The following is a 16600-nucleotide window of genomic DNA, read 5'->3' on the forward strand; positions in this document are numbered from 1 at the left end:
ACCGGATATAAATGATAGTAATTAATAACTTCAATGAGTTTGAAGCTCAGATAGGTAAAGAACTGGGTGTTTCGTCATGGCACCAAATTACACAGGAGCAGATCAATAAATTTGCCGATGCAACCTTAGATCACCAATGGATTCACACAGATCCGGAAAAGGCCAAAACCGACAGCCCATTTAAAACAACTATAGCCCACGGTTTTCTTACCTTATCCCTTATTCCATATTTATGGAAAGAGATAGTAGAGATCAGAAACCTTAAAATGGAGATCAATTACGGCATCGAGAGCCTTCGCTTTGCTCAACCCGCATTAGTTGATAGTGAGGTACGCTTGAAAGTTAAACTGGCTGGCCTGCTTAACCTGCGTGGTGTAATTAAAGCCACAATGGCTATCGAACTCGAAATAAAAGATCAAAAGAAACCAGCCTTCACCGGCGAAGTAGTTTTCCTCTATCATTTTATTTCGTAATCAACAAAAATAAAAGCCCAAAAGGCAAGAGAATACAAAAGCAAAAGCCCCCCGTTTATAATAAAACGAGGGGCTTTTGCTTTCTTATTGTGGTCCGCCCGGGCCACCTCCACCTGGACCGCCGCCGCCTGGACCACCACCGCCCGGACCACCACGTTCACCACGCGGCCTTTCACCCCGAATATCTTGTGTTGGCGCCTTGCCGGCAAATTTTTGCAGGCGCAGGGTAAAGGTAAGCAGGTAATAACGCGCAAGCCTGTTAACACTTGATTGTGTAGTTGAACTGGCAGTTGTTGTTGTTGAATAGCCTGTATTTTGATTAAATAAATCGAATCCGGAAAGACGGACAGTCGCTACCTTGTTTTTCAGGAAACGACGCTCCACATACAGGTTTAAAATATTAGGATTAGTTATTTTAATGGTAGTAGATGCATAGCCATAGTTAGTTGCCTTGGTATAATCGTAGCTAAAAACCCAGTCGCCAAAATAATTTTTACCGTTAAGACCGATATTCCAGGTTCTGATATTCGAGATAGCATCGTTATTAGTGTTTTTTACAGAGTTGGTGGTTCTGTTTACAGCGTAATTGGTCAAAATCTGCGCATCAATTATATTAGGCAGATCAACCCTGAAACGCACTTCGGGAGTAAGTACCAAATTTTTAGCAATATTTTTTTCTTGTGCTGCCGCAATTTCCTCCGGGGTTGCCAAAAGCGGATCTGTATTAACGGTGGTTAAATAACCCACATTGTTGTTGTATTGTGCGGTACCATTAAAGGTAAGCGAGTATTTGCGCTCGGCCCAGGGCTTAGAATAGGTTAAACGGCCGGTTAAGTTATAAAAACCATCGGCGTTTAAATATTGTGTAAAGATCCTGCTTGATGTAGCCGAAGCAATGGTATTGGTTACTACCTGGTTCTGGATTTTCTGGAAAGTAAAATTCGCGAAGAATACATTACCGGTGGCAAAACTAAAGTTGTTGTACCTGATGGATACATTGTTCGTAAACGCTGGTTTCAGCTCTGGATTACCTTCAACCGGATATGTTGCGTTTGTATAATCTACAACCGGCTGCAATTGGTTAAAGCTTGGTGCCGCGTTTGAGCCATTATAGTTAATGCTGAATGTTTTGCTGCGCGAGAAATTGTAGATAAAGCGGGCAGTAGGAATAATATTAAATGTCGATTTATGAGTTGGATCTGCTTTTGGCGACTCGCCGTCTAAAACAGAAGGTTGCACACCCAACCCCAATGTGTAATTATATTTACTTTCGATAAAACGATAGTTTAAACCAACTTTGTTTGTTGTAAAGGTATAGTCGAACTTATTGCTTAACAAATCATATTGGTTTATGGTACCAGCACTGCTCAAGGTATCTGTTTCTTTATTATTGGTTGTAGCCGAATGGTTAAAAGCGTAATTAAGTTCCAGGTATGATCTTTTACCCAGTGGCTCCAGGTACGATAGGTTTACACCATAGCTGTTAGTACGGCTGTAGGTATTAGTTAATTGGTTATCCGGCAACCTTGGTTCCTTAGCGGTGTAAACCGTATAATTATAAATAGGGTTTTGGAATGACCAGCTTGGAGCCGAACTTGCTGACGCGAAAATACTCAGGTTGCGGCGGTGTTTAAATTTATGGTTAAACAATGCCGTAATTCCATAGTTTGGGGCCTGCGAATCGCCATTGGTAGTGGAAGTATATACAGATGCTATGCCCGACTGACTGCTAAAGTTTACCGCATCAGATTCATTAGTGTTTGTGCCTCCGTAAGAGAATGTGGGCGTTACCTTTAAGTAATTTACCGTATCCGGCTTATACTCCATGTTCCAGTTAAAGCGGTGATTGATGTTCTCATCTTTTTCAAGGCTATTTTGGTGCTGCTGACTTGAATTAGTCTTTGACACGTTTTGCTGTAGAATATTGTTGATGGTTGAAGTGGTGTTATCTGCAAAGCTGTAGCTACCATACACGCCAAGATTTTTGCCCCATTGATCACGGAAATTTACACCGATTGATTTTGCATCGGTGATACCGTTTTGAGCAGTGATCAGGCTACCACCGCCGCCGCCACCACGGCCTGCGTTACCACGACCGCCGCCGCCGCCAAAACCACCACCACCGCCGCCACCAACGGTACCGAAAGAAAATGTATTAACATTGGTATTATTTAAACTTCCCTGAACGGCAATTTGCTGATCGCCATGAAAATTAAAAATGTTTAATGATCCTATATAACGGTTTTTATTAGCCACCCCGTCAGATTGAGGCAAGGCATCCCGACCTTCGCCTACTGTACCCTGTGCGGTATAACCATAATTTTTATCCTTCCTGATAGTAATATTCATCACCTTGGTAGGATCGCCGGTTTTAATGCCGGTTAAGTTTGCCTGGTCGCCATAATCATCAATCATCTGAATATTTTCGATGATATCGGCAGGAAGGTTTTTAGTAGCGCTTTGCACATCGCCCCCCATGTAATCTTTACCGTTTATGCGCACTTTGGTAACCTGTTTGCCCTGGGTTGTAATATTACCGTTTACATCCACATCAACACCGGGAAGCTTTTTTATCAGATCCTCTGTTGGGGCGTTTGCGCGTACCTTATAAGCAGCAGCATTGTAAACTACGGTATCCTCCTTAAGGGTAATGGGGTTAGCGGCACCAATTATATTTACCTGGTTAAGCACATTTGTTTCCGCCTTTAAAAGAATCACCCCCAAATCAACCGGTTTGTTGTTATCATCAAGGGCAAAATGTTTTTTAACACCAGTAAAGCCAATTGATGATATGGTGAGCGTAATTTTACTGCCTTTAACCCCTGGAAATGAAAATTTACCATTAGCATCGGCGATAGTAAGCGTGCTGTCGCCCGTATTACTTACCAGCTTAATACTGCTACCGGGTAACGATAGTTTTGTTGTATCGGCAATAATTCCGCTTACATCGCGGGTAGTTTGCGCATGTGCGCCAAGGGTGCTTAACAGAATAATGCTTAAAAAGAGAAAAAGGGGTTTCATGATGTATGTTTAGCTTACAAGTGTTTTCATTTGTGTTTATAGACACAAATAAGATGCAAATGTTCAACTTATATAGCGCTAATTGTTCAACAAACATACAATTGTTACATATTACGCAGCTAAAGGCCTATCAATCATATTATTGTTACATATATTAAACTAAAAAAGCCGGGCTGATGCCCGGCTTGAGGTAATTTTATAAGATCAGTTTGTAAAATTTAATTTAAATGTAGTGCAGAAGCTACGTCGTTATAGTTTTTGAAGTTAAGACCCGGATGAGTAACCTGTAAAGTAGTTACAGAACCACCAGGTATTACCACCACCTTAAAATCATAGCCAGGTGAGTTGAAATTAGCTATAATATTAACAAAACCAACTCCTACATCAGATTGATATATGGCATTGGTAATTCTGATGAATGGTAAAGAATAAAAACTGGTTGTTCCTGTTACTCTTAAATACACCAAAACAAGGCCACTGTTAACAATTGACTGAGTTATAGCCGGTACATTAAGTTTGGTTGCACTTGCTGCACTAACGCTTTGGTTGGTAATAATATAGCTTTTAATATTTATTGTACCATCAGCTCCGGCCGGGCCCTGTGGTCCGGTAGCACCTGTTGCACCAGTGGCTCCTGTTGCGCCCGTTGCTCCATTAGCACCGGTTGCACCCCTGGGGCCTGCTGGCCCTGTAGCACCTGTTGCACCAGTAGCGCCAGCTGGTCCCTGAGCGCCTGTTGCGCCCGTTGCTCCATTGGCTCCTGTTGCGCCCGTTGCGCCGGTAGCTCCCTGCGGACCTATTGGTCCTGTTGCTCCGGTAGCACCTGTTGCACCTGTAGCTCCTGTTGGGCCCGGTATACCTGTTGTTGCTCCTTGTGGTCCCTGTGGTCCTGTAGCTCCGGTTTCGCCTTGAGGCCCCTGTGCCCCATCAGCACCTGTAGCCCCCACCGGTCCGGGTGTTTTATCTTTCTTGCAGGAATTCATACTTATAGTGCAAGCCAATAAAACAGTAAATAAAAGTCGTAGTCTTCTCATAAAAATATGATTTTAGTAGTATATAGACACGTTTTACGGATATGTGGATAATTAGTTTCACAAATTATTGACATGGATCATCTTTTTTATTAGCAGCCACACTTATAGACCAAAGGCTATCAATGTTTTATTAAACAATGTTTAACAATGCATGCAACAAAAGGGCTTGGACTTTCGTTATACTTAATAAACATTTAACCATTGAATAACATCACCCATGAACAACATCAGCAGTAATTTACATGAAAAGGTCCATCACTGGATAGATGCGATAGGTTTCAGGCTAAACGCCTCGCAAACAAATGGCAAAAATCACATTACAACCAATCACTACTTTTTTGAGACCTTCAATTTCTTTGAAAAAGAAAAAAGAGACCATCCGGAAAGTACTAAATTCCTTTGTTTTGATGCGTATGGCGAGAAAATCAATGTAAAGTCATTGCTTGATCTGCAAATTGCTTTTTTCGAAAACATTAGCCAGCTTAAATAATATTGACCTGCTCGCTGATGTTTTGGGGCAAATAAATAAAAAAAAAGCGAGGCGTTACCGTGCGCCGGATAAAGAAAAACAGGCTGATCATACATGTATGATCAGCCTGTTTTTCTTTTAAATCTATGGAGATTTCCTGAAGTATGCTATTTTGTAAAAGGGAATTCCCAGACTGCCCCTTTTACTTATAATACAGCCCCTTCTCACCCTCAAATTTTAACTATTTAATTAAAATTAGTTATCCACATTTGTTTTTGGCCAACAGTTCATGAAGCCTTTTCCAGTATTTTCCTTAATAATTTCGTCAGCATCTTTGATCCGGATTGTACCTCCGCCAGGCAGATTAACAATTGGCCGGGAAGGATTTAATGCCTCCTTTATCCTTAGCTTAAGATCGGCATAATGAGCAGCAGTTAACGCATCGCCACCTTTTGGTAAACCGCTATCAATCTTCTTCAACTCGGCGCGCACCATAGGCCTGATATCAGATAATGCCATATTAATAGGTGTTAACCCAAAAGCCGCCAAAACCTGCGTAGGGAAGCCCGGAAAGCCTCTGAAATCATCTGTTAATAAGCTCCTCAGGTTTTCAACATAACCACGTTGCAGGTTGCGTTTAAAGGCATCAGGCTTACCCCCTGTAAAAATCCCTGGCCTAAGATCATCAAACAGCTGGGCTACGGTATAAGCAGCAGTACCATTTTTAGCTTCATTATCATACATGCGGGCAAGCCTTGACGGGCTAAGAACGTTTGCCAGCGCACCCACTTGCAGGCCTTTGATACGGTTGTACATAACGCCATTATCAAACTTGCTTAGTTCGGTTTTATTAATAAGCCAGTATGGGGTAGTAAATATTTGTTTATCTAAAAACTCAACCGCGTCATGTTGCAGGCTTTTGCTCACAAAATCATAAACAGGGCCTTTTTGATCGTACGTTTTAAAGTTTTCGTTCATGCCGCCAATGTTGGTGGTTACATGGCCCATGTATCGGTAATACTGCCCTAAAACCTCATTGTACAACTCACTCACATCATCAAAGTTCTCCCCTTTTTGGAAGGTCCATTTTTCAAGGTTGGGTAAAATGCGTTTTAAATTGGCAATGCCATAAGTACTGGCCTTCATTGCATTATCGCCCAAATCTTCGCTTTGCAAGCGAGGATCAATTGAAGTCCCTTGCCGGCCAAAATAATAAACAGGGTTCCCTGCTTTTTTAGTGGCCCAATCGGCTAAGATCACTTTTTCCTGATCGATAGTTTTGTTCCCCGGAAACCAGCTATAGCCCCATTTTACCGCCCACAAATCGTACTCGCCAATTTGAGGGTAAAGGTGTGTAACGCCATCGCCTGGTTGGGCAACGTAGTTAAATCGGGCATAATCCATAATAGAAGGTGCCGTACCATGCTTATCTGTAAATGATTTTGAACGCAATGAATCAACGGGATAGGCATAGCTTGAGCCAAAGTTATGTGGCAAACCAAGCGTGTGACCAATTTCATGCGATGATACAAAACGGATCAATTCGCCCATTTGCTCATCTGTAAACTGGGGCTTGCGTGCCGCCGGATTAACGGCTGCGGTTTGTATCAGGAACCAATCGCGCAGCAAGCTCATGACATTATGATACCAACCTACATGGCTTTCCAATATCTCGCCGCTCCGCGGATCTGACACATGGGGGCCGTATGCATTTTCAACATCCGAGGCAAAGTAACGAACAACGCTATACCGGGCATCTTCTGTACTAAATTCAGGGTCTTGTTTTTTTGTTGGCGCCTCTTTACCTGTGATGGCATTTTTAAAACCTGCAGCTTCAAAAGCTTTGTTCCAATCGTTTATACCGGCAATAAGGTATGGCACCCATTTTTTTGGCGTCGCCGGATCAATATAATATACTATTTGCTTTTTGGGCTCAACCAGTTCGCCACGTTCGTAAGCTGCCGGATCTTTGGGCTCAAGTTTCCAACGATGAATATAAGCGGTTATTGCCGATTTTTGCTTGTCGGTGCCATAATCTGTTTGGCGCTGACCAAAAAACCCAACCCTTGCATCACTGATACGGGCTTTCATAGGCGTTTTTGGCAATAATAACATAGACGTATTTAACTCAAATGTAATTGCCCCATTGCTGTTATCGGTGGGTGATTCGCCCGACCGGTAGGTTTTTAAACTACGGGCTTCCAAATTTATAGGGAAGCTTTTAATAGTATCGATATATGACCGCGTTGCATCAACGCCAGAAATTTTATATGCTTTTTTTACATCATCGGATAAACCTATGGCTGCAATATCTCCATTATAAAAATCAGATACATCTATCAATACACCTGTAGTATCTTTATTAAAAGCTTTGATATCAAAAGAAGCCAAAACGGCATCAAGGTTTGAGTTTTTAACAGACTCATACATATCTGATGTACTATCGGCCCTTATAGAAAAATTGGGCACACGAATAAAAACTTGTTTATCATGGCGCTGCCATTTCCATACCTGCTCGTTCAGCTGCTCGCCGCCATATTGCTGACCAAATGTTTTTAAACCTGTAGGTGTTTTTATATAGCGGGTAACCACCAACATTTCCCGGTTTAATAATGAATCCGGAATTTCAAAGTAGTACTTGCCATCAACTTTGTATGTATTGAAAAGACCGCTATCCGCTTTTATTTTGCCGGTAATTAAGTCACTGAATTTTTTAATTCCCTCTTTTTTAGGAGTGCTGCCAGTGGTTGCCGTAGCGGTAGTGCCGCCGGGGCCAGTGGTGGTTTTAAGCGTTAAACTTTGGTTTGCTGTTTGTTTTTTAGTGGAGCAGGAGGCAGCTAAAATAGCTAACATTAACGCGGCGCCACGCATATATTGGCCAGCCAGGGAGGTTCGTTTCATTTAAATGATATAGTTTAAACGTAAACTTATGCAAAAGTTTGCCCTTTTTAATAACGGTAAAGAGTTAATTACACAAAATGGTAGAAATTTAGATGCGCCTTTTTAAGGTTAACACAACTTTATCGAGTTTTTTATCATGGTAAACATCAAGCAACAGGCTCCTGTCGTTTCTTGATTTAAACAGGTCATCAATTTCTTCGAGGCTCATTTTTGATACCGGCTTAAAGTTTATAGCAACTATCTCGTCATCTTTTTCAAGCCCGATCTCGTCACCCGCAGAGCCAGGCTCAACGCGGTTTATAATTATCCGCTCCAGATTTTTGCCTGCCGCGTAATATTCAATGCCGCTCATATCGTGTTCAAAGGACTCTTTAAAATTATTGTTGGGCTTTAAATACATCGCATTACCGGAATAATCAAATATAACCGAGAACCGCTTAAGCACACCAATACCCAGGTTACCATCCCTGGGTATGGAAAGATGGGTTTGATCAGCATCAGGGAAAGAAGATATGATGCCCTTAATTTTAAACTTGCCTATTTCAAGGGCATCCAAACGGGCTATGTATCCGTTAATCGGTCCGTTTAAGCCAATACCCAGGTTAGCCGAAGCAATGAACTTTTGAGGAAGGCCGTATAGGGGAATGATCTTTTCTAACGATATCGGGTGGCCGGCACCAAGATCAATAACCAGTTTGCTATTAATTTCTTTTCCGTTCTGTAGTATAACTTTCCCGGTTACGTAGGGCTTCCTGTCTTCAACAGTGATAGGTATTAGCGTCCCTTTCCTGAAAACTTTGAGATCTTTAGGCCTGCAAACCGTAACGGTGCTATCCTGAAAATTGATTTTAACGGCCAGGTTGTTAAAAAACTCGTAACCGATGAGGCCGTGTATGGGCATCCCGGCATAGCCAGACAGGCTAAAAAGATCTTTTTTTAGTATGGCCGCGGCTACATCATAACTCACTAAACCAGGTATTTGAATATCTAATGCCGAGGTAACATAAGCTTCGGCATCAGCGCCTTCGCCAAGGCCGGGGATTTTTAAGGTACGTTTGTTGGGGATACTGATAGAATCAGCTAATTTGGGGTCGGTAATGATCATAAGGCCGACGCCTGTATCTAATATAAAGTTAAAAGGGCCTTTATTATTGATATTCAACTTTATCACCAAAAGGTTACGCACCAATTTAAAGGGGATAGTTACTTTTTTTTTACGCGCATCAAGATCAAAATATTGTGCACAGGCTGTTGTGAAACAAAATGCAAATAAACACATTAGCCACAGTGCCCGGAAATACTTTAATTTATGAAATAGCGTAGGTAACAATTTGGTATAGTTGGTATATTAAATTTACAACATTAATTGGTTATATAAATATTTATTTATGCGAAGCACAACATTTACATTTCTGCTAATTATTGGGGGCTTATTATTGGGTAGTGATATTGTTTATGGCAGAACTATTAAAAAACGAAAGATAAAAAAACAGTTCAAACATTCGCAGATAGTTAACGACCATTTTACCGGGTTTGCTTTGTATGATATGGATGAAAAAAAGATGGTATTTGAGTTAAACTCCGACAAATATTTCACTCCTGCATCAAATACTAAATTGTTTACTTTTTATACCTGCCATAAAATGCTGGGCGATTCGATACCAGCCTTTAAATACGAAGTTCATCATGATTCGCTTGTTTTTTGGGGAACCGGGGATCCCTCGTTCCTGCACAGCGATCTGAAAGGCATTAATGGCTTTAAGTTTTTACAGAATAGCAGCAAAAAACTATACTATTCAACAACAGGCTACACCGGTGACTTTTTTGGACCAGGATGGGGATGGGATGATTATAATGATGATTACCAGGTAGAAATTAACGCTTTACCTATTGAAGATAATGAAGCCCTGCTATATGCCGATCATGATGGAAACATGCAGGTGAAACCCAACTATTTTAAAAGATACCTTACCCGCGACCCAGATTATCCTGCAGGTATATTTAAGTTAAACGCGATTTTTTAAGTAATAATTTTGTTTATCCGGATAGGATAATACCACCAACTTTTAAGCAGCAGGTGCCATGGAAAACAAGTGATATATTAACCCGGGCGTTATTGGAGGATACATTAAAAAAAGCCGTTTATACGGTAAAGTTGCCGGTAAGCAGCAATGCAAAAACTATTTATAATACCAATGCCGATTCTGTTTACCGGCGCATGTTGCTACCCAGTGATAATTTTATCGCCGAACAATTGTTGCTGGTTTGCTCATCGGTAAAGTTTAATATGCTCAACAGGGATTCTGTTATCAATTATGCCAAGGCTAATTTTTTAAAAGATTTGCCAGATGAACCTCAATGGGTTGATGGATCCGGCCTTTCACGCTATAACCTGTTTACGCCCCGCAGTATTGTAAAACTGCTTTGTAAAATTGATGATGAAATAAAAAGTGATTCGCTTTTACATAGCCTGATGCCTGCGGGTGGTTTAACCGGAACTATAAAAAGAGCCTATAAAACGGATAATGGGCAGGCTTTTATATGGGCAAAAACGGGCTCATTATCCAACAATCATAATCAAAGCGGTTACCTGGTTACCCGTAAAGGCAAGAGGCTGGCCTTCGCATTCATGAATAACAACTTTACCCGCCCCTCAAAAGACGTCAGGGATGAGATGGTCAGGATCATGACTTATATCCATGAGGAGTTTTAGCCCCCGCTAAATCTCCCCCGGCAGGGGAGACTTTTAAAGCCCTCCCTACCGGGGAGGGCTGAGCCTGTTTTAATTCAGCCTTTTTACCATTTGTTCCTCAACCTTTTTAAATACCTGGATGGGTTTTAAGCTGCGCCAGGCAAGATCATCAAGCTGGCCGCCGAAGTTGATGTAATAGTCGATATTGTTGCGCTTAAATTCGTCAATCACATGTTCGCGGAAATTGATGCCGGCTATCCAGCCATCTTCAACATCCTGAAACCATTCCTCATAATAGCAATCATCAGAGGAGTGAAAGTTCAATATATTTTCACCGATCAGAATAAAGCGACTGATGCCATTATCTATCATCAGTTCCAGGATCTCGCGCTTAAGCAACATGATATCATTGTTAATCGCATCGTTCCATTCGCCAATAAACTCTATAATGGTATACCCCTTTTCATAGTCGGCAAATAGCACTTTCATATAAAGGGTGTTTGAGCCAAATGAATCCCATTGGGGGTGAAGCAGGTAATTGTATACCTGCTTATCAAATTCAAACTCACTGTATTCTGTTGCATAAAAAGGAGAATACTCATCTTCAGATGCAATGTAATCATCTCTCCAGCGGTAATATGGTTCTATCTCGTGCATTCTCTTTCCATTTTTTGTCTGAACCCGAATTCTCAGAATTTAAGAATTAGCAGAATCAAGTTCAAAACATTTTAAAATCTTCAAATCACCAAATTTTCAAATAGTGGTATTATAATTATCAACCGCAGCCCTTACGCTGCCGTATTTTTTTAAAAGTGTTTCAGCATCTGCTTGGTTAAGTGCTGTTTGTTCCATCACCATGCGCGTGCCACGATTGATAAGCTTATCATTACTCAGCTGCATATCAACCATTTTATTCCCTTTTACCCGCCCCAGCTGAATCATTACACAGGTACTCAACATATTTAAAACCAGCTTTTGGGCGGTCCCTGCCTTCATCCTGGTTGATCCTGTTAAAAATTCGGGACCGGTAACTACCTCAACAGGATATTGGGCTACAGCAGCAACCGGGCTGCCGCTATTGCAAACTATACAGCCGGTAACAATATTATGCTTCGCGGCCATTTTTAACCCGCCAATTACATACGGCGTTGTACCCGAGGCTGCAATGCCAACCAATACATCTTTATCATTTATGTTAAATTCCAAAAGATCTTTCCACGCTTGTTCAGTGTTGTCTTCCGCAAACTCAACGGCTTTGCGAATGGCAAAATCGCCGCCGGCGATTATTCCCACCACCATATCAAACGGAACACCAAACGTCGGGGGGCACTCCGATGCATCAACAACGCCTAACCTGCCGCTGGTACCTGCACCAATATAAAATAACCGGCCTCCTGCTTTCATCCGCGATGCCGTTATAGTAGCCAGGGCTTCAATTTGCGGCAAAGCTTTAGCAACTGCCTGCGGCACAGTTTGATCTTCCCGGTTTATATTTTCAAGGATTTCTTTTACTGATTGAAGCTCCAGATTATTATAATTCGATTCCCTTTCGGTGGTGGTTTCCATTATTATTAAATAATTTATAACAAAATTCGGTAAAAAACATCAAATGCAAGGCTGCTGATAAAAATTATTGGTTTAGCATTGACTAACTTTGTTATCGGATATGAAAAAAACTGCGGGTGTAATTTTCAGGACACTGATCCTGTTGCTGGTGGGTGTTACTTTCGGGTTGTGGATAAGTAGGAATAATACCGACCGTGGCCTTGGCTTTTCATTTTCTGGCAGCGATAAGCTTTCGCAGGTTTTAAACCTGGTGGGGCAAAATTATGTTGATAGTGTTAATGTTGACAGCATTGAAGGAGCATCCATTAATGAACTGCTTCAAAACCTTGACCCACATTCCCTTTATTTACCTCCGCAACAGGCACAAAGTATTAATGAACGTTTAGAAGGGGGCTTTAACGGCATAGGTATAGAATATCAATTGCTGCGCGATACATTGATCATTACGCAGGTGTACGCAGGTGGGCCGGCTGCCAAGGCTGGTTTACTGGCAGGCAGCAAGGTGATTAATGTGGATCATAAAAAATTCTCGGGCACAAAACTTACTGCCGATAGAGTTAACAACGCTTTCAGGGGCCAAAAGGATGCCACCTTAGTTATGGACGTTGCCAACGCAAATGGCACTGGTACAATACCCTATGTAATGAAGCGCAGCCGGGTTGACGTCAGCAGTGTAAATGCGGCTTATATGGCCAATGCAAATACAGGCTATATCAAGATCAGTAAATTTGCTGCCACTACAGATGTTGATTTCCGTACCGCTCTTAATAAACTTAAGACTAACGGCATGAGCAAGCTGGTGCTTGATCTGCGTGGAAACGGCGGTGGCTATTTAAGCGCCGCTACATCAATGGCCGATGAGTTTTTAGGCAAAGGTAAATTGATCGTGTACACCAAAGGAATCCACGAACCCAGAACAGATTACTTTGCAACCGATTCCGGCGCTTTTCAGCAAGGCAAGGTTACTTTATTAATAGATGAATACTCGGCATCGGCAAGTGAAATACTGGCAGGCGCGTTGCAGGATCTGGATAGGGCAACTATTGTTGGTCGCAGGTCCTTTGGTAAGGGCCTGGTACAGCAGCAATTTCCGTTTGGCGATGGCTCGGCTGTTAATTTAACGGTGGCCCGTTATTATACCCCATCCGGCAGATCGATACAAAAATCATACAAGGGTGGCTTGAGTAGCTACCGCAATGAGCTGGCTCAACGCATGAGAAAAGGGGAGCTATTTTCCGAACAAAGTAATTTAAACGACACCGTTTTTAAAGGATCATCATACCATACCACAGGTGGACGTAAGGTTTATAGCGGCGGCGGTATTATGCCCGATGTTTTTGTACCTGCCGATACCACACAAAACACACAGGTGCTACAAAACTTAAGCGAGTTACAACTATTTTCGGCCTATGTGATAGACAGGATGTTGCCCTTGCTTAATAAATACTCAACCGGTGATGACTTTATTAAACATTATTCGGTAAGCGATGAGGAGTTTAATAACTTTATCATCTACGCATCTCAAACTCTTAAAGAGATGGACTCGCGCGAGCTGCGCTTATCAAAAGATTACATCAAAAGCATTTTAAAGGCCAGTGCCGTAAGGTTTAAATGGGGCGACAATGCTTTCCACGAAGTGCTAAACGGAAATGACGTGGCCTATAAAAAGGCCCTGGAGCAGTAGGGGAATGATTAACAGGATTTGATAAATTTGTCTGAACCCGAATTTGTCGAATTTTTTGAATGGGTAGAATTTTAGCTTCAAGGGCAAATTCTGAAAGTTCTTTAATTCTATAAATTCAGGTTCAGACGTTTTTTAAATCGGAGTTTAGAAACGAACACGGACAATCAAAAAATCCTGCCCATCCTGTAAAATCCTTAAATCGTGTCTTATTTCTGCCTAAACCATACCTGTATCGGTGCACCACTAAACTCAAAGTTTTCTCTTAGTTTATTTTCAATAAAGCGGTAGTAAGGCTCTTTAACGTATTGTGGCAAATTACAGAAGAACGCAAACATTGGCGATGTTCCGGCAATTTGGGTGATGTATTTAATTTTTACGTATTTGCCTTTGATAGATGGCGGAGGATAGTTTTCGATGATCGGAAGCATTATCTCATTCAGTTTTGAGGTAGCTATTTTGCGCGCCCGGTTTTGATAAACCTGGTTGGCTACATCAATCACCTTTAGCACACGTTGTTTTTCGGTAACTGAGGTAAATACGATTGGAACATCAGTAAATGGCGCTATCTTTTCGCGGATCATCTCTTCAAAAACCTTAACGGTTTTGTTGTTCTTCTCAATCAAATCCCATTTGTTCACCACAATCATGACGCCTTTTTTATTCTTTTCGGCCAGGTGGAAAATGTTGATATCCTGCGATTCGATACCCTCAACAGCATCAATCATCAGGATGATTACATCGGCCTCCTCAAGCGCTTTTATAGTACGCATTACCGAGTAAAACTCAATGTTTTCTTTTACCTTGGTTTTTTTACGCATCCCCGCCGTATCAATCAGCATAAAATCATGACCGTACTGGTTATAGTGGATGTGGATAGAATCGCGGGTGGTACCTGCAATTGGGGTAACAATGTTACGTTCTTTACCAATAAGCGAGTTAATGATAGATGATTTACCAACATTTGGCCTGCCTACAATGGCATACTTGGGGCGGGTGTTTTCTTCCAGTACCTCATCATCAAATTCCTTAACAACTTCATCAAGCAATTCACCTGTGCCAGAGCCTGTCATAGATGAGATGCTATAAATCTCGCCCAAACCTAAACTGTAAAATTCTGTAGCATCAGCCAGCAGCGCGTTGTTATCCAACTTATTAACTACCACAAAAACCGGCTTCTTGCTTTTGCGCAGCATGGTAGCAATTTCATCATCCAGATCGGTAATACCGGTGGTAACATCAACCATAAACAAAATCACAGATGCCTCTTCAATGGCTATCTCTACCTGCTCGCGGATGGCCGCTTCAAATACATCGGCAGAGTTTGCCACATAACCCCCGGTATCAATAACGGTAAATTGATGATCGGTCCACTCAGAAACACCGTAGTGCCTGTCGCGGGTTACACCGCTAAAATCATCAACAATGGCTTTGCGGGTTTCTGTTAAACGGTTATATAAAGTTGATTTGCCTACGTTAGGGCGGCCAACTATGGCTACTATGTTACTCATGCTTTTAAATTAGAGTCAAGAATCAAGAACCAAGAGTCAAGATTTATGCAAATCTATCTATCTTAAATTTCCCGTTCTATATATTAAATGAAATTTTATTAAAGAGTCAAGCCATATCTTGATTCCTGACTCTTGATTCTAAGGTCTGTTACTCGTACCCGAATTTTTTAAGGTAATTTTTTTTGCTGCGCCAGTCTGGTATCACTTTTACAAACATCTCCAGGAAAACTTTCTTTTGAAAAAACTCTTCCATATCGCGGCGGGCATAGGTGCCTACTATTTTAAGCATGCTGCCAGCCTGGCCAATAATGATATTTTTTTGCGAATCCCGCTCCACAATAATTTCTGCACTAATGCGGTGGATGGTTTCACCCTCAACAAATGCAGTTACAATTACTTCGGCGCTATAAGGGATCTCCTTTTTGTATTGTTTAAGCAACTGGGCGCGGATCATTTCCGACGCGAAAAAACGGTCATTCCTGTCAGTTAGCTGGTCTTTTTCGTAATAAGCCGGATGCTCGGGCAAATTCCCGATCACGAAATCCATAATGGCTTTAATATTGTGCCCCTTTAATGCCGATATAGCAAAAATGGCTTTGGGGTTTAGCTTTTCCTGCCAAAACTCAATTTTCTTTTTTACGGTTTCCTCGTCGCTTTGGTCAATCTTGTTGATCAGTACCGCGATAGGAGCCAAAGAACCTTCCAGTTTTTTTAGCACATCGGTCTCATCAAACTCTTCGTAGATATCTGTAACCAGCAAAATAAGATCGGCATCAACAATGGATCCGTCTACCTGGTGCATCATGCTTTCGTGCAAAGCATAGTGTGGTTTGATAACTCCGGGCGTATCAGAAAAAACTATCTGATAGTTCTCGTCGTTAACAATTCCTAAAATACGGTGCCTGGTAGTTTGCGCCTTAGGGGTAATGATTGACATTTTTTCGCCAACGAGGGCGTTCATAAGGGTTGATTTCCCTGCATTGGGCTTACCAATTATACTTACAAAACCTGCCTGGTGACTCATATAAAAATAATTAAAAATATATTTGGACTGCAAAGAAACGAATTATATCTTTGCAGTCCAATTAAAACGGAGTGCAAATTGCATTTTCATAATTGGAAAAAGCTTTTCGAAGTTATGCCGAAAAGTAATAAACAACAAAAATAGTGCGGGATGGAGCAGTTGGTAGCTCGTCGGGCTCATAACCCGAAGGTCGTAGGTTCGAGTCCTGCTCCCGCTACCTCAAGTAAA

13 protein-coding genes and 1 tRNA gene are annotated in these 16600 nt (G+C 41.6%); 6 read left to right on the forward strand and 8 right to left on the reverse strand.

Going from position 1 to position 16600, the window contains the following annotated elements; all coding sequences use genetic code 11:
- Positions 1-11 precede the first annotated feature (11 nt).
- Complete coding sequence (locus tag AC1D0K_RS17020; protein ID WP_295721939.1) at positions 12-473, forward strand: MaoC family dehydratase; 462 nt, start codon at positions 12-14, stop codon at positions 471-473.
- An 84-nt stretch (positions 474-557) separates the two neighbouring features.
- Here the strand turns inward: AC1D0K_RS17020 and AC1D0K_RS17025 are convergent, their stop codons facing one another.
- Together AC1D0K_RS17025 and AC1D0K_RS17030 are read right to left on the reverse strand one after the other, a co-directional pair.
- Positions 558-3494, reverse strand: a complete 2937-nt coding sequence (locus AC1D0K_RS17025) for an outer membrane beta-barrel protein (protein WP_477391163.1) — start codon at positions 3492-3494, stop codon at positions 558-560.
- 218 nt (positions 3495-3712) lie between these two features.
- Complete coding sequence (locus AC1D0K_RS17030) at positions 3713-4528, reverse strand: collagen-like triple helix repeat-containing protein (protein WP_477391165.1); 816 nt, start codon at positions 4526-4528, stop codon at positions 3713-3715.
- A 217-nt stretch (positions 4529-4745) separates the two neighbouring features.
- Between AC1D0K_RS17030 and AC1D0K_RS17035 the strand changes: the two genes are divergently transcribed.
- Positions 4746-5018 (forward strand): hypothetical protein, encoded by a 273-nt coding sequence (locus AC1D0K_RS17035; protein ID WP_295721944.1) that lies wholly within the window; start codon positions 4746-4748, stop codon positions 5016-5018.
- A gap of 234 nt (positions 5019-5252) precedes the next feature.
- Here AC1D0K_RS17035 and AC1D0K_RS17040 read toward each other — a convergent pair whose 3' ends face one another.
- On the reverse strand, positions 5253-7898 hold the full coding sequence (locus AC1D0K_RS17040; RefSeq protein WP_477441252.1) for a zinc-dependent metalloprotease: 2646 nt from the start codon (positions 7896-7898) through the stop codon (positions 5253-5255).
- An 88-nt stretch (positions 7899-7986) separates the two neighbouring features.
- Positions 7987-9177, reverse strand: a complete 1191-nt coding sequence (locus AC1D0K_RS17045) for an aspartyl protease family protein (protein ID WP_477391169.1) — start codon at positions 9175-9177, stop codon at positions 7987-7989.
- Between the two features lie 109 nt (positions 9178-9286).
- Between AC1D0K_RS17045 and AC1D0K_RS17050 the strand changes: the two genes are divergently transcribed.
- Positions 9287-9922, forward strand: coding sequence for a D-alanyl-D-alanine carboxypeptidase (locus AC1D0K_RS17050; protein WP_477391171.1), 636 nt, complete (start codon positions 9287-9289; stop codon positions 9920-9922).
- Positions 9923-10014: 92 nt separating this feature from the next.
- Positions 10015-10611, forward strand: a complete 597-nt coding sequence (locus AC1D0K_RS17055) for a D-alanyl-D-alanine carboxypeptidase (RefSeq protein ID WP_477391173.1) — start codon at positions 10015-10017, stop codon at positions 10609-10611.
- A 69-nt stretch (positions 10612-10680) separates the two neighbouring features.
- Here AC1D0K_RS17055 and AC1D0K_RS17060 read toward each other — a convergent pair whose 3' ends face one another.
- Both AC1D0K_RS17060 and murQ read right to left on the reverse strand, forming a co-directional pair.
- Complete coding sequence (locus tag AC1D0K_RS17060; RefSeq protein WP_295721952.1) at positions 10681-11247, reverse strand: hypothetical protein; 567 nt, start codon at positions 11245-11247, stop codon at positions 10681-10683.
- Positions 11248-11343: 96 nt separating this feature from the next.
- Positions 11344-12156 carry an N-acetylmuramic acid 6-phosphate etherase gene (murQ, locus tag AC1D0K_RS17065; RefSeq protein ID WP_477391176.1) on the reverse strand — a complete coding sequence of 271 codons (813 nt, stop codon included), beginning with the start codon at positions 12154-12156 and terminating at the stop codon, positions 11344-11346.
- A 100-nt stretch (positions 12157-12256) separates the two neighbouring features.
- Between murQ and AC1D0K_RS17070 the strand changes: the two genes are divergently transcribed.
- Positions 12257-13840 carry a S41 family peptidase gene (locus tag AC1D0K_RS17070; protein ID WP_477391178.1) on the forward strand — a complete coding sequence of 528 codons (1584 nt, stop codon included), beginning with the start codon at positions 12257-12259 and terminating at the stop codon, positions 13838-13840.
- Between the two features lie 206 nt (positions 13841-14046).
- Here AC1D0K_RS17070 and der read toward each other — a convergent pair whose 3' ends face one another.
- Together der and era are read right to left on the reverse strand one after the other, a co-directional pair.
- Positions 14047-15348, reverse strand: a complete 1302-nt coding sequence (der, locus tag AC1D0K_RS17075; RefSeq protein WP_295721958.1) for a ribosome biogenesis GTPase Der — start codon at positions 15346-15348, stop codon at positions 14047-14049.
- 148 nt (positions 15349-15496) lie between these two features.
- Positions 15497-16372 carry a GTPase Era gene (gene era, locus AC1D0K_RS17080; RefSeq protein WP_295721960.1) on the reverse strand — a complete coding sequence of 292 codons (876 nt, stop codon included), beginning with the start codon at positions 16370-16372 and terminating at the stop codon, positions 15497-15499.
- A gap of 144 nt (positions 16373-16516) precedes the next feature.
- Here era and AC1D0K_RS17085 point away from each other — a divergent pair.
- Positions 16517-16589: transfer RNA gene (locus AC1D0K_RS17085), tRNA-Met, on the forward strand.
- Positions 16590-16600: the final 11 nt, after the last annotated feature.

This window comes from Mucilaginibacter sp. P1_A3 (assembly GCF_056406855.1).